Source organism: Enterobacter sp. K510 (assembly GCF_055804875.1).
This window is the reverse complement of record NZ_JBNRLQ010000003.1, coordinates 203810-217610: the sequence shown is the minus strand read 5'-3', so window position 1 is coordinate 217610 and position 13801 is coordinate 203810. Positions and strand designations below refer to the sequence as shown.

The window sequence follows — 13801 nt, the reverse complement described above, 5'->3', positions numbered from 1 at the left end:
AAGGTACTGGCGAGAATACAATAAAGCCTGGCTACGCTTAAAAAAATCATTAGCCGCTGGAGTGTTGTTATGCCGGAAATTTCTTATCCGAATGTCGAAGTGTTGCTGCTGGAGGCCCATGACTGGGTGCCGAACAATTCCCGCCTGCCGGTGCTGCTATATCGTGGCGTTTTCACGGCGGGCACGCAGGCCATCGCCGATGTGGAACGGCTGTTTGCCGATAACGGCTGGCCGGCGCAGTGGGTGGACGGCATTTTCAATTATCACCATTACCACAGCGAAGCCCATGAAGTGCTGGCTTTCACGCAGGGGGAGGCGCAAGTGATGCTTGGCGGACCTGGCGGGACCTTAGTCACCGTGCATGCGGGAGATATTGCGTTGCTGCCTGCCGGAACCGGGCACTGTAATAAAGGCAGCAGCGATGACTTTACGGTGGTGGGGGCATATCCGCCGGGACAGAGTGCGGATATTTGTCGGGCTGCGCCGTCGCCGGAGATGCTGAAAAGCATTGCTACCACGCCGTTTCCGGCATGCGATCCGGTGTATGGCGCAAAAGGGCCTTTATTAAGTCACTGGCTGGGAAGCGAACGGGAAGATGCAAAGCAGGGAGGGTGAGACGAAGAAAGTCGGTAAGGCGACATCGAATCCCCTACCGACAAAAATTTCGTTCATCTGTAAACCGATGTTTCAAAAGCGGGCAAATAGTAACCACCTCTGAAATCTGGAGCAAGTAAAACTTGATCGCCATCACTATATTTACATTACCTTAAGAATACCTTAAGACAGCAATTATTAGCGTTGCTAATTTCGTATTAAGCACTAATTAAACTTAGTGATTATACGACTATTTTGCTCTGCCGCTGCGCATGTAAATTGGCGTAATTTTCAGGTAATTATTCTCTGTAAAGTCCGAAAAAGAGGAATGGCTGACGCAGTTGGACTATAAAAATAATATGTGACAAAAAAAACAGACCCGCCTGAGGTACCGCTATGCAAATAATTTATTTCAAAGCTGAATGCCCTTTTCCTGAACTTTTACCGTCATCGCCGGTTTCCTTACAGGAAGTGATCCTCACCCGTGATGGTGAAATAATTTCAAGCTTCTCGGATTTAAAACTAAAAACATTGCCTTTTTATCTTTTTCATCTGGTTCCGATTGGCTTTCGTAAAATTGAACATCAGGTAAGCGGTGCCAGCGACAGCCATTTGCAGTTCTCATCCGGCTATTTGCAAAGCGGAGAGTATCGGGTGGAAACGCCGGATGGCGATAAAACAATGCGTTATGATGCGCTGACCGCCTTGTGGAAGCCGGATGCGAATATCGAGCGTTATCTGACGACTAATGATTTCACTGCGGAAAATTACTGCATATTGCGACCGCTAAAATTATTTTATCGCAATCGCCGGGACATCATTTGCTGAATGGGATTAACCCTACTAAGCTCAGGTATCAGGTGCACGGATGTACCGACATTTTATTTTTGTGCCAGAGTCTTCAGCGTTAAAAATAACACCTCAAATAAGTGTTGCTTTCCCAAATCAGACGTGCGTTAATGGATCAGTCGGTTTGATACGCAGACATTATCTCGGGTAGTTAACTAAAGCAGTCCTCATTTCTCAGTGTATCTTTGATACCTCTTCTTTGAGCCTCCACTTTTTAAGCGCTGATTAAACTCTGTATTTCAGACCATCTCTGGCCAAAAGGCCCACAGAAAAGGTTAAAATACTCAATGACAACAACTTCTATGCACTTCACCTGTCCGCGTTGCCACGGTTCGCAGTACAGGACATCACCTTTTGACATGACCGAAAGCAACCCGTATGGCGCAAAATGTATATTTTGTAAATCAGCGATGATGGCCAGAACGGTGGTTTATACGCCGGACGTTCATGCAGACAAACGCCTGGTCGGGGCGCGTTAATCCCGACCCGAAGAGAGCCTTGCAGCGATGTGAGGCTTTTTTATGCCCGGACGAAAAAAATCCTCATGCAGCGCCACCTGGTTACGGCCACGCCTTTTCGCGTCATACAGCGCCGTATCCGCCGCCGAATAGAGGGTTTCAAAATCGCTATTGCGCACCCCTAAACTGACGCCAAAGCTGGCGGTCACGTACCGATCCGGCAGGCACTCCAGCGGCGAAGCGTTCAGTGACGCATGCAGATAACCGGCGATCAGCATTGCCTCTTCAATGCGCGCGCGGGGCAGCAGGATCGTAAATTCTTCCCCGCCGACCCGCCCGATTGCGGCGTGATCCGGTAGCGCACGCCGCACCCGTGACACCAGCGAGCAGATCACCCGATCCCCGGTCGGATGGCCGTACTCATCGTTAATGCGCTTGAAATGATCGATATCCAGCAGGATCAGCGCCACGTCGCCGGTCAGCAGAGATTTATCGATCTGATTAATAATGGCGCTGCGGTTGTATACCGCGGTGAGCGGATCGTGCGTCGCTTCATATTCCAGCCTGGCCGCCAGCTTTTGCAGCTCCTCGTTGATGCGGGTTAACTCCCGCTCGGCGCGATCGCTGCGGGAGATGAGGCGGTAAGATTCACGGATCAAACGCTGATAATGCTTCGCGATGGTCCACAGCTTTTCGCGGCAGACCTCCGCAGGCAGCTGCGCATTGGCGGCGGCGATCCGGGCGTCTTCCAGGACGTTATACTCTTCCTGAAAAAGCTCGTTAATATCTAGCATGCGCTCAGGTCCGCTTTTAAAAAGACGGCGATTGCCGGGAAATCCATGCTCACTTCCTGCCCAAACTCTTCCGAGATGTCATCGTCTGCGTCGTAATACCAGTGCAGCTCGCAGGCTGTTCCATGCAGGGCAAAACCGTTCAGCAGTTCGAAAAACTCAAACAGCAGTTTGGTGCTGGAGCTGTTGAAATAGCTGAGCGCCACATGCAGTTGCAGGGGCGCGGTATTGGCCGGTTGTTCTCCCAGCCAGGTTTCCACCGCCAGCAATAGCGGGCGGAAAAAGGCCGCGGCGTTTTCCGGCCAGGATTCGCCTTTCAGCACCAGACGGCGGGCCGCGAAATCGAAATTCACTTCCGGGGTGGCAGGGGTGGCGGCCAGCACGATAGCAGGCGTCAGTGTCATATCAGTCATGGGCGAAAGTGGCCTTAAGATGAAAAGCGGACAACGTGCTGGCCGCTAAAGGATGGATGCGATATTCCAGCGGTTCGCTGGTCTCCCGCGCCATGGTCAACAATCCAATATTTGCGCCCTTACTGCTGGCAGGCGCTTCACTGCGTAAGCCTTCTTTCCAGGCCTGTTTAATTTCGGCCTGCGTCATGGTGCGCAGCACGTCGAGATTGTTTTGCAGTAAGGAAGAGGCTTCATGCCCGACCAGGTTGGCGGTCTCCAGATAATAGTTACCGGCATCGGTGTGAAAGCACAGCGAACCAAAACGCCGCTCGTCAGCCCCGCAGCCAAGGTAACGTTCATCGCAGGAGTAGCGCACGATGTTCTGGCCCATCTCGATAAATACTGAAAACAGACGGCGGCGTAGCGGCAGCGAGGCTTCATGTTTATCCAGCCACGCCCGCACCACATCGCCCATCGACACAATGTGCGCCTGGGAAAAATAGCCGGTGTAAAACAGTTCGACGGCGCTTTGCCGTTGCAGACTAATCAGCGGCAGCAGCACCGCCTCTTTGGCCTGGAGGTCATTAAATTTCATCTCATCACTCACCAGCGAAAACCAAACCATGTAATGTCGTCCCGCGACAACTCCTGTCCCTGCCATGTCTGCAACGCCGAGCCCAGCGCGCGGGAGAGATCCTGCATCGGCAGGTGTCTTTCCTGCAGCAGAACCGACTGAATGCGTTTTTTGCCGAGCATAATGCCCCGCTCGCCGCCAATCTGATCGGTCAGCCCGTCGGTGACGATCAGCACCTGATCGCCCTTCACGAGTGGACGCTGATAGCGACGCCACTGGTGATCGGACGACGTATCGCTGTAGCCCAGGCCTTTGCGATCCGCCTCCAGCACGATGACTTCCTCCGCCTGCGCCCCCAGCACAAAGGCGTGCATTTGCGCGTTCGCCCACACCATCTGCGCATTCTGGTTATCGACATACAGGGCGATGGCATCACAGCCGTCGTTGGACTGGCTGAGATCGGCGCTGGGGTGCAGCTGGCTGAGCGTCTGTTTGATATAGCGGTTGATGATGGCAAGCAGGCGCTCCGGTTCGTGCGGCGCGGCCAGGGTCTGCGCTTTTTCCAGCGCCGAGGCGAAGATAAAGGTCATAAAAGCGCCGGGGACGCCGTGGCCGGTACAGTCGGCGATCACCGCCAGCCAGCCCTGTTCATCACGACGGAATGCATAAATATCGCCGCCCACGCAGTCGCGCGGCTGCCAGAACAGGCACCAGTCGTTAAGGGTTTCCTCAATGCTCTGCCGTGAACGGGAAAGCATCGACTCCTGGATCACCCGCGCATATTCAATGCTCTGCATAATCTGAAAATGCTGTTTGGCCTGTAAATCCGACACGGTTTTGATGAGGTCGATGCCCAGCCCGATGCCGATGTACTGACCGTCTTCCGTCAGGATAAAGCCTTCCGTCACCGCTTTATCGCCGGTTTCCACCACCTGGCCTGCCAGAAACTCCAGCCCGGCGCTGGCCTCGACGATCAGCGGCGTCTTATCCATAAACGCAATACAGCTTTTTTGATCGTAAAGCTCATGAAAGAACGGGCGGCTCATCTGCGAGAGAAAAATATGGCGATTGATCATGCCGACCGGGCGATTATTTTCCAGCACCGGCAGGCCAATCAAAGACTTGTGTTCGTTAAACAGCGCCATCACCCGCAGATTGGTGGAATCGGGTGTGACATGTGGAACGTCAATACGCAACATTCCTGCGTTAAGCTGTCGGGAGGAAAGAGGAATATCCATGAAAATCCGCGTGTTCCCTGAGATAAGAATTATCTGAATCCTACAGGGCATGTATGACGGTTTTATTTCAGTAACAGGGCAGCGGTGGGGCGTTTGCGCAAAAAAAAGCCCGCACAAGGCGGGCAACATAATACTGGAAGCAATGTGAGCAATGTCGTGCTGAATACCTGAGTGTTTTGCTCAACTATTCAGTAATGAGAAAGATAATCCTTATCATCTGAACTATCAACCCCTTCTTTATTGCGGATTTTTTCCTGAGGTTTTGCTGCCTGTTACTGCTGCTGACAATTCGTTAAGGATTGTGGCAAATGATCTTGCTTGCAGAAACATAATGCGTATAGTTCTCATTCTCTTTATTGTTATGGCGCATGAGCGCTACCTCCCTGACTATTCGCATTGAAGGCAAAGGATTTTCCACATGAAAATGAAAACGTCTGCACTGGCTCTGCTGGTTGCGGTTGCCCTGAGCGGGTGCAGCGCGCCGCACAGCTCCGACGCAAAAAAACCGGCTGAAGCGCCGAAAACCCAGACCACCGCTCAGGCTGACAGCAGTGTGGTAAAACGCGTGCTGGCGGAAGGTGTGTACGAACTGGCGTTAAGCCCGGCGGGCGATGCGCTCTATGTCGCCAGCGCAGAAGGCTTCAAAGATGTGCAGGGCGGGATGGTTTACAAACTTGATCCGAAAACGCTGAAAACCCTCGGCGTCACCCATACCGATCTGAAAAACTTCGGCGTGGATATGTCGGCAGACGGCAAAACCCTGTACGTCACCAACTCGCTGGACGCGGGGATCAGCGCCATCAATACCGCCGACGGTAAAGTCATCGACCGCGCCCTGTTCCCGGAGCGTAATCCGGAAGGCTTCCCGTACGGCGCGCGTCAGGTGTTGCTGCACAACGGCCTGCTGTATATCGGCGCGGTCGCCGATCCGGCGCTGATCTGGGTCGTGGATGCGAAAACCATGAAGCTGAAAACGCGCATCAAAAACACCGGCAAATGGATGACCGGCCTGCATTACTCAGAAAAAACCGGGCGCATCTATGCCGCAAACGGCGGCGGCGAGATCCTGGTGATCAACCCGCGTAACAACCGCGTCGAAAAACGCTGGAAGCCGCTCGGCGAAAAAGAGGCGCTGCTGCTGAATATCGCGGAAGACAGCGCCACCGGCCGCCTGTTCGTCACCGATAACTCGAAGGCGAAAACCACGCTGGTGCTGGATATCAACACCGGCACGGTGATCAAACAGCTGCCGGTCGGCGATTCCCTGGCAGTGAAATTCAATGCCAAACGCAACGAGCTTTATATTTCCCAGCGTGATTCCGGCAAAGTGCTGAGCCTCGACGCCACCACCTACGCGGTGAAAAAATCCTGGGATCTGCCGCCACACCCGAACAGCCTGCTGCTTTCCGCTGACGGCCAGACGCTGTTTGTCACCGTCAAGCAGGCGTTTAATAAAGATCACTCCACCAAAGGCCCGGACAGCGTGGTCCGTATTGACCTGAATAAATAACCGAACCGGCCCGGCGACGGGCCTTTTATCCCTTTCTCATAAAAGATGACAATGAACAGTACTGCTCCTTTGCATAAGACGTTGCTGGCGCTGGCGATCGGTGCCGTAACCCATACCGCGACGGCGGAAACCCAGCCCCCGGCGGCGACGGAAGATACGATAGTGGTCCAGGCGGCGGGCAGTGATTTTACCGCTGGCGGCGACCAGCTGGTTCCCGCGTACCTGGATGGACAGGTGGCGCACGGCGGGCGTCTGGGGATGCTCGGCGAGCAAAACGCAATGGACGTGCCGTTCAACGTCATCGGTTACACCGCGAAAGCGGTGCAGGATCAGCAGGCGAAAACCATCGCCGATGTGGTCAGCAACGACGCGGGCGTGCAGGCGGTGCAGGGCTACGGTAACTTCGCGGAAACCTACCGCATTCGCGGCTTTAAGCTCGACGGCGACGACATGACCATGGGCGGTCTGCCGGGCATCGTGCCGCGTCAGGTGGTGGATACGCAGATGCTCGAACGTGTGGAGATCTTCAAAGGCGCAAACGGCCTGCTGAACGGCGCGGCGGCCAGCGGCGTGGGCGGCATGATCAACCTTGAGCCTAAGCACGCGGAAGACACGCCTGTCACCCGCGTTGGCGTGGATTACGCCAGCCAGGCGCAGATCGGCGGCTCACTGGATCTGGGGCGTCGTTTTGGCGATGACAATCAGTTCGGCGCGCGCGTTAACCTGCTGCACCGGGAAGGCGAGGGGGCGGTGGATGACGATCACCGTCGCACCACGCTGGCCGCCATCGGGCTGGATTATCGCGGCGAGCGTCTGCGCACCTCGCTGGACGTGGGCTACCAGAAGAAAACCTTCCACGGCAGCAACGTTGGCATCAAAATCAGCAAGGTTGATTTCATTCCCGATCTGCCGGATCCCACGCACAACTACAGCCAGCAGTGGGGCTACAGCGACATCGAAAACGAATTTGGCATGGCGCGTGCCGAGTTTGATGTGACGGATGCCTGGACCGCGTACACGGCGTTTGGTGGTCAGCATGCCCATGAAACCGGGCTGTACAGCTCACCGGAGATCATCAATAAGCAGGGCGATGCGTGGATTGGACGTCTGGATACCAACCGTATTTCCGACTCCTTCAGCGGCATGGCCGGGCTGCGCGGGCAGTTTGATACCGGCGTGGTGTCTCACAAGGTGAATGCCGGTTATTCGGCGCTGACCAAAAAAGACAACACCGCCTGGCGATCCACCGCCGAAGCGAACCGTCCGCGGATCAATATCTATGATACCGACAGCGTATCGCGTCCGGGTTATAACTCCGTGGGCGGTAACTATTTCGATCCGCTGACCACCAGCCGCAACCGCACCCAGGGCTGGCTGTTCAGCGATACCTTAGGCGTGCTGGATGACCGCCTGCAACTGACCGTCGCCGCCCGTCATCAGAAAGTGGTGGTGCGTAACTACAGCAACGCCACCGGCGCGGAAACCCTGACCGCGCGCTATACCGAAAGCCGCTGGATGCCAACCTATGGCGTGGTGTATAAGCCGTGGGAGCAGGTATCGCTCTACGCTAACCACACCGAATCTTTACAGCCAGGCAGCAACGCGCCGAAAGACGCGGCCAACGCCTTTGAATCCGTCGGTATCATTCACGCGAAGCAAAACGAAGTGGGCGTGAAGGTCGACTATGGGCGTGTCGGCGGGACGCTGGCGCTGTTTGAAATCAAAAAGCCTTCCGCCATTCTGGACAGCGCCACAAAACGTTACGGGCTGGACGGCGAGCAGCGTAACCGTGGCGTGGAGCTGAACGTCTTCGGCGAGCCGGTACTTGGCCTGCGTCTGAACGGCAGCACCACCTGGATCGATCCGGAAATGACCCGCACCAAAGACGGCATCAACGACGGCAAAGACGCCATCGGCGTACCGAACTTCTTCATGGTGGTGGGCGCGGAGTATGACATCAAACCGATCGACGGCCTGACCGCCACCGCGCGCGTCAACCACACCGGTTCACAGTATGCCGACGCCGCCAACACCAAAAAGCTCGACAGTTACACCACCCTGGATCTCGGCATGCGCTACCGGATGCGCCTTAACGAGGCGCAGAACGAGATGATCTGGCGCGTGGGCGTGGATAACGTCACTAATGAGAAATACTGGTCCGGCGTGGAAGATCTCGGCACCTATATTTTCCAGGGCGAAGGACGCACGCTGAAAGTCTCCATGAGCTACGATTTCTGATCCCCCGCACCTCGTTATGACGGGCAGGGACGCCCATCATAATTGCTACCTCCGGCGCTAAATGTTAAAACGTGCCCCTTCAAATAAAAGACACACAGGGGAAAGACGTGAAAAACGCGTCACAAGTCGTGCCGGAAACCGGGCCGACGCTGCAACGGGGCTTAAAAAACCGACATATTCAGCTTATCGCCCTCGGCGGCGCTATCGGTACCGGACTGTTTCTCGGCATTGGTCCGGCGATCCAGATGGCGGGCCCGGCGGTACTGCTCGGCTACGCGCTGGCCGGGATCATCGCTTTTTTGATCATGCGCCAGCTGGGTGAAATGGTGGTCGAAGAGCCGGTATCCGGATCTTTTTCCCATTTCGCCTATAAATACTGGGGCCCGTTTGCCGGCTTCCTCTCCGGCTGGAACTACTGGGTGATGTTCGTGCTGGTGGGCATGGCGGAACTCACCGCCGCGGGCATTTACATGCAGTACTGGCTGCCGGACGTCCCGACCTGGGTGTGGGCGGCGACCTTCTTTATTCTCATTAACGCCGTCAATCTGGTGAACGTGCGCCTGTACGGTGAGATGGAGTTCTGGTTTGCGCTGATCAAAGTGCTGGCGATTATTGCGATGATCGGCTTTGGCCTGTGGCTGCTGTTCTCCGGCAGCGGCGGCGAGCGTGCCGGTATCGACAACCTGTGGCAGCACGGCGGCTTTCTGGCCACCGGCTGGCACGGGCTGATCCTGTCGCTGGCGGTGATCATGTTCTCCTTTGGCGGGCTGGAGCTGATTGGCATTACGGCGGCGGAAGCCAGTTCCCCGGAAACCACCATCCCGAAAGCGGTCAACCAGGTGGTGTACCGCATTCTGCTGTTTTATATCGGCTCGCTGGTGGTGCTGTTAGCGCTCTATCCGTGGGTGGATGTGAAAGCCAACAGCAGCCCCTTTGTGATGATTTTCCACGATATGAACAGCAATATCGTCGCCTCGGCGCTGAACTTCATTATTCTGGTGGCCTCGCTGTCGGTGTTTAACAGCGGCGTTTACTCCAACAGCCGTATGCTGTTCGGCCTGTCGGTGCAGGGCAACGCCCCGGCGTTTTTAACCCGCGTCAACAAACGCGGCGTGCCGGTGAACTCCCTGTTCCTGTCAGCGGCCATCACCTCGCTGGTGATCCTGGTGAACTATCTGCTGCCGCAAGAAGCTTTTGGTCTGCTGATGGCGCTGGTGGTTGCCACCCTGCTGCTCAACTGGCTGATGATCTGCCTCGCGCACCTTAAGTTCCGCGCCGCCATGCGCCGCAAGGGACGTGATACCCAGTTCAAAGCGCTGTTTTACCCGGCGAGCAACTACCTGTGCATCGCCTTCCTGCTGATGATCCTCGGCCTGATGTGCACCATGGAAAGTATGCGTACGTCCGCCATCCTGCTGCCGGTGTGGATCCTCTTCCTGTTTGTCGCCTTTAAGGTGATGCGCCGCCCTAAAGCGTGATCCTTTTCCCCTCATCCCACGGTGAGGGGAGTCCCTGATTATTTATCGTGATCCGCCTCGCGGATCCCATACGATCACCATGCACCTTATTTTGTAATCGATTACTTTTTAGCTGACGGTAATTTGTAATCGATTACTTTTTCAGGTGAGGCAATAAAATGGTGTCAACAACCGAAAGTAGCGGAAGCAATCTGGCGCAGCACCGGTTACTCGTACCGCGGCTGTCGCTGATGATGTTTTTACAGTTTTTTATCTGGGGAAGCTGGTCAGTGACCCTCGGTCTGGTGATGACGCAGCACAATATGTCGCTGCTGATTGGCGATGCCTTTTCCGCCGGTCCCATCGCCTCCATTCTCTCGCCCTTTGTGCTCGGCATGCTGGTGGATCGCTTTTTCGCTTCGCAAAAAGTGATGGCGGTGATGCACCTCGCAGGGGCGGTCATTCTCTGGTTTGTGCCACAGGCGCTGGTGGCGGAAAACGGCGCGCTGCTGATTGGCCTGCTGTTTGGCTACACCCTGTGCTATATGCCGACGCTGGCATTAACCAACAACATTGCCTTTCACAGCCTGCGCAATATCGATAAAACCTTCCCGGTGGTGCGCGTATTCGGCACCATCGGCTGGATTGTGGCGGGGATCTTTATCGGCGTCACCGGCATTGCCTCCAGCACCAGCATCTTTATGGTGGCGGCCATCTGCTCGGTGGCGCTGGCGATTTACAGTCTGACGCTGCCGCACACGCCCGCCCCGGCCAAAGGGCTGCCGGTGAAGGTGCGCGATCTGTTCTGCGCCGATGCCTTTGCGCTGCTCAAAACCCGCCACTTCTTTGTCTTCTCGCTGTGCGCGATGCTCATTTCCGTACCGCTGGGCACCTATTACGCCTATACCGCGTCTTATCTTGCCGACGCTGGCGTCGCGGACGTCAGCTCCGCCATGTCCTTCGGGCAGATGTCCGAGATTTTCTTCATGCTGGTGATCCCGCTGCTGTTCCGCCGCCTGGGAGTGAAATACATGCTGCTGATCGGCATGTTCGCCTGGTTCGTGCGCTACGCCTTTTTTGCGCTGGGCGTCAGCGAAGAGGGGCGCTTCCTGCTCTATCTCGGCATCCTGCTGCACGGCATCTGCTATGACTTCTTCTTCGTGGTCGGCTTTATCTATACCGATCGCGTGGCGGGGGAAAAGGTGAAAGGCCAGGCGCAAAGCATGATCGTGATGTTCACTTATGGTATCGGCATGCTGCTCGGCTCGCAGATTTCCGGCGCGCTCTATAACCGTCTGGTGGCCGGGCAAAGCGTGCCGCAGGCATGGGTAACGTTCTGGTGGATCCCGGCGGTCGCCGCCGCGGTGATCGCGCTGATTTTCATGTTGTCATTTAAATACGACGATAAAGAACAGGCTTAAGTTGTGGGAGAGGTTATGAAAACCATTAAAGGACCGGGTATTTTCCTGTCGCAGTTTATTGGCAGCGACGCGCCATTTAACACGCTGGACGGCCTCGCGGCCTGGGCGGCGGAACGCGGTTATAAAGCGCTGCAAATTCCCTGTCACCACCCGGCGATTTTTGACGTCGCGCAGGCGGCGGAAAGCCAGGCCTACTGCGACGATATTATCGCAAGGCTGGCGGGCCACGGGCTGGTCATCAGCGAACTTTCCACCCATCTGGAAGGACAGCTGATCGCCGTGCATCCCGCGTACGATGCGGCTTTTGACGGTTTCGCCCCGCCGGAGGTGCGCGGCAACCCCGTGGCGCGTCAGGCGTGGGCCGTGGAGAAGCTTGAGCAGGCGGCACGGGCGTCACAGCGGCTTGGTTTAACGGCGCACGCCACCTTTTCCGGCGCGCTGGCCTGGCCCTATTTCTATCCCTGGCCGCCGCACAACGCGCAACTGCTGGAGGAAGCCTTTCATGAACTGGCCGCCCGCTGGCGTCCGATCTTCGACGTTTTCGATCGCCACGGGGTTAACGTCTGCTTTGAGATCCATCCGGGGGAAGATCTGCACGACGGCGCGACCTTTGAGCGCTTTCTTGAGTTAGTGGATCATCACCCGCGCTGCAATATGCTGTTCGATCCGAGCCATCTGCTGCTACAGCACATCGATTATCTGGCGTTTATCGATCGCTATCATGCGCGTATTAAAGCCTTTCACGTTAAGGATGCGGAGTTCCGCAGCAACGGGCGCAGCGGCGTCTACGGCGGCTATCAGCCGTGGATTGACCGCGCCGGACGTTTTCGCTCGCCGGGCGACGGGCAGATCGACTTCGGGGCGATTTTCAGCAAGCTGACGCAGTACGGCTACGACGGTTGGGCGGTACTGGAGTGGGAGTGCTGCCTGAAAGAGGGCGACGCAGGGGCGCGGGAAGGCAGCGAGTTTATCCGCCGTCATATCATTCCGGTGGCGGATCGCGCCTTTGATGATTTCGCCGCCAGCGCGGCGGATCGCGCCAGCATACGCAATATGCTGGGGCTGGGAGACGCCTCATGATCCGGGTCGGTATTATCGGCAGCGGTTTTATCGGCCCGGCGCATATCGAAGCCCTGCGCCGTCCGGGCTTCGTTGAGGTGGTGGCGCTGTGCGACAGCTCGCTGGCGGCCGCGCAGGAGAAAGCGGCGGCGCTGAACGTGCCGCATGCCTACGGCACGGTGGCGGATTTTCTGGCGCATCCGGGGCTGGACGTGGTGCACAACTGCACGCCCAATCATCTTCATGCGGACATTAACCGTCAGATCCTGCGCGCCGGAAAGCACGTCTTTTCCGAAAAACCGCTGTGCATGACGCCGGAAGAAGCCCGCGAACTGGTGGCGCTGGCACAGGCGGCAGGCGTGGTGCATGGCGTCAGCTTCGTTTACCGGCAGTTTGCGATGGTGCAGCAGGCGGCGAGTATGCAGCGCCACGGGCAGACGGGGCGGCTGTTCTCGGTTAACGGCAGCTATTTGCAGGACTGGATGCTGCTGGAAACCGACTATAACTGGCGGGTGGACGCGGCGAAGGGCGGCCTCTCCCGCGCGGTGGCGGATATTGGTTCCCACTGGTGCGACACGGTGCAGTTTGTCACCGGGCGGCGCATCACCGAAGTGATGGCGGATCTGGCGATCGTCTGGCCGACGCGCAAAGCACGCACCGACGGCGGGGCGACCTTCAGCCAGGGGGATGAGGCCGCGCAGTATGAGGATAAACCGGTCACCACCGAGGACGGTGGCGCGGTGCTGCTGCGTTTTGACGACGGCAGCAAAGGTTGTTTCAGCGTCTCGCAGGTCAGCGCCGGACGCAAAAATCGCCTCAGCTTTGAGCTGAACGGCAGCGCCTGCTCACTGGCCTGGGATCAGGAAGTGCCGCAGCAGCTGTGGATCGGCCATCGTAACCAGCCTAATCAGATCCTGACTGACGATCCGGGACTGATGGCGCGGGACGCCGCCGCCAGCGCCCACTTTCCCGGCGGGCATATCGAAGGCTGGCCGGACGCCTTTAAAAATATGATGCTGCACTTTTATGAGGCGGTGCGCGCCGGAAAAATGCCCGATGCCGGAACGGCGGCTTTCGCCACTTTTGAAGACGGCGCGAACGTGATGTTTATCATTGATGCGATTATAAAAAGCCACCAGCAGCAGCGCTGGATCCGCGTGGCATCCTGAACCACAGCCCGGTTCGCCGGGCAGCAAATTTGTGATAGCCTGCAAACATTG

The 13801-nt window shown here is 56.7% G+C and carries 13 protein-coding genes; 9 read left to right on the top strand and 4 right to left on the bottom strand.

The annotated features are described in order from the left end of the window. Positions 1-69: 69 nt before the first annotated feature. From ACQUTD_RS06495 to ymcF, 3 genes are all read left to right on the top strand, one after another. On the top strand, positions 70-615 hold the full coding sequence (locus ACQUTD_RS06495) for a cupin (protein WP_318373958.1): 546 nt from the start codon (positions 70-72) through the stop codon (positions 613-615). Between the two features lie 375 nt (positions 616-990). Beyond that, positions 991-1422, top strand: coding sequence for a hypothetical protein (locus ACQUTD_RS06490; RefSeq protein WP_072567636.1), 432 nt, complete (start codon positions 991-993; stop codon positions 1420-1422). A gap of 308 nt (positions 1423-1730) precedes the next feature. Further along, a complete protein-coding gene (gene ymcF / locus ACQUTD_RS06485; protein WP_072567637.1) occupies positions 1731-1922 on the top strand; it encodes a cold shock small protein YmcF in 192 nt (63 codons plus the stop codon). Here ymcF and ACQUTD_RS06480 read toward each other — a convergent pair. From ACQUTD_RS06480 to ACQUTD_RS06465, 4 genes are read right to left on the bottom strand one after another with little or no spacing between them, the layout of a single operon-like run. Then, positions 1919-2695 (bottom strand): GGDEF domain-containing protein, encoded by a 777-nt coding sequence (locus ACQUTD_RS06480; protein WP_318363298.1) that lies wholly within the window; start codon positions 2693-2695, stop codon positions 1919-1921. The two genes, ymcF and ACQUTD_RS06480, sit on opposite strands and share 4 nt — an antisense overlap. After that, on the bottom strand, positions 2689-3105 hold the full coding sequence (locus tag ACQUTD_RS06475) for a SiaC family regulatory phosphoprotein (protein WP_473274148.1): 417 nt from the start codon (positions 3103-3105) through the stop codon (positions 2689-2691). The genes ACQUTD_RS06480 and ACQUTD_RS06475 overlap by 7 nt, the downstream gene beginning before the upstream one ends. After that, on the bottom strand, positions 3098-3679 hold the full coding sequence (locus tag ACQUTD_RS06470) for a SiaB family protein kinase (protein WP_234007179.1): 582 nt from the start codon (positions 3677-3679) through the stop codon (positions 3098-3100). Before ACQUTD_RS06470 ends, ACQUTD_RS06475 begins: the two co-directional genes overlap by 8 nt. An 8-nt stretch (positions 3680-3687) precedes the next feature. Beyond that, positions 3688-4896: a SpoIIE family protein phosphatase gene (locus ACQUTD_RS06465; RefSeq protein ID WP_473274150.1), complete on the bottom strand. Its 1209-nt coding sequence runs from the start codon at positions 4894-4896 to the stop codon at positions 3688-3690. A 418-nt stretch (positions 4897-5314) separates the two neighbouring features. Between ACQUTD_RS06465 and ACQUTD_RS06460 the strand changes: the two genes are divergently transcribed. The 6 genes from ACQUTD_RS06460 (at position 5315) to ACQUTD_RS06435 (ending at position 13750) form a co-directional block, all read left to right on the top strand. Beyond that, positions 5315-6406, top strand: coding sequence for a YncE family protein (locus tag ACQUTD_RS06460; RefSeq protein ID WP_072567642.1), 1092 nt, complete (start codon positions 5315-5317; stop codon positions 6404-6406). 45 nt (positions 6407-6451) lie between these two features. Continuing rightward, positions 6452-8644: a TonB-dependent siderophore receptor gene (locus tag ACQUTD_RS06455; protein WP_473274151.1), complete on the top strand. Its 2193-nt coding sequence runs from the start codon at positions 6452-6454 to the stop codon at positions 8642-8644. Positions 8645-8751: 107 nt separating this feature from the next. Continuing rightward, positions 8752-10122, top strand: coding sequence for a phenylalanine transporter (gene pheP, locus ACQUTD_RS06450; RefSeq protein ID WP_473274153.1), 1371 nt, complete (start codon positions 8752-8754; stop codon positions 10120-10122). A gap of 158 nt (positions 10123-10280) precedes the next feature. Beyond that, positions 10281-11522, top strand: a complete 1242-nt coding sequence (locus ACQUTD_RS06445) for an MFS transporter (RefSeq protein ID WP_473274156.1) — start codon at positions 10281-10283, stop codon at positions 11520-11522. A gap of 15 nt (positions 11523-11537) precedes the next feature. After that, positions 11538-12602: a TIM barrel protein gene (locus ACQUTD_RS06440; protein WP_473274158.1), complete on the top strand. Its 1065-nt coding sequence runs from the start codon at positions 11538-11540 to the stop codon at positions 12600-12602. After that, positions 12599-13750, top strand: coding sequence for a Gfo/Idh/MocA family oxidoreductase (locus ACQUTD_RS06435; RefSeq protein ID WP_473274159.1), 1152 nt, complete (start codon positions 12599-12601; stop codon positions 13748-13750). The genes ACQUTD_RS06440 and ACQUTD_RS06435 overlap by 4 nt, the downstream gene beginning before the upstream one ends. Positions 13751-13801: the final 51 nt, after the last annotated feature.

What these genes read in the sequence shown, in the direction of transcription:
- ACQUTD_RS06495 (WP_318373958.1), top strand. Translation starts at nt 70, where the DNA reads ATGCCGGAAATTTCTTATCCGAATGTCGAAGTGTTGCTGCTGGAGGCC.
- ACQUTD_RS06490 (WP_072567636.1), top strand. Translation starts at nt 991, where the DNA reads ATGCAAATAATTTATTTCAAAGCTGAATGCCCTTTTCCTGAACTTTTA.
- ymcF (WP_072567637.1), top strand. Translation starts at nt 1,731, where the DNA reads ATGACAACAACTTCTATGCACTTCACCTGTCCGCGTTGCCACGGTTCG.
- ACQUTD_RS06480 (WP_318363298.1), bottom strand. Translation starts at nt 2,695, where the DNA reads ATGCTAGATATTAACGAGCTTTTTCAGGAAGAGTATAACGTCCTGGAA.
- ACQUTD_RS06475 (WP_473274148.1), bottom strand. Translation starts at nt 3,105, where the DNA reads ATGACTGATATGACACTGACGCCTGCTATCGTGCTGGCCGCCACCCCT.
- ACQUTD_RS06470 (WP_234007179.1), bottom strand. Translation starts at nt 3,679, where the DNA reads ATGAAATTTAATGACCTCCAGGCCAAAGAGGCGGTGCTGCTGCCGCTG.
- ACQUTD_RS06465 (WP_473274150.1), bottom strand. Translation starts at nt 4,896, where the DNA reads ATGGATATTCCTCTTTCCTCCCGACAGCTTAACGCAGGAATGTTGCGT.
- ACQUTD_RS06460 (WP_072567642.1), top strand. Translation starts at nt 5,315, where the DNA reads ATGAAAATGAAAACGTCTGCACTGGCTCTGCTGGTTGCGGTTGCCCTG.
- ACQUTD_RS06455 (WP_473274151.1), top strand. Translation starts at nt 6,452, where the DNA reads ATGACAATGAACAGTACTGCTCCTTTGCATAAGACGTTGCTGGCGCTG.
- ACQUTD_RS06445 (WP_473274156.1), top strand. Translation starts at nt 10,281, where the DNA reads ATGGTGTCAACAACCGAAAGTAGCGGAAGCAATCTGGCGCAGCACCGG.
- ACQUTD_RS06440 (WP_473274158.1), top strand. Translation starts at nt 11,538, where the DNA reads ATGAAAACCATTAAAGGACCGGGTATTTTCCTGTCGCAGTTTATTGGC.
- ACQUTD_RS06435 (WP_473274159.1), top strand. Translation starts at nt 12,599, where the DNA reads ATGATCCGGGTCGGTATTATCGGCAGCGGTTTTATCGGCCCGGCGCAT.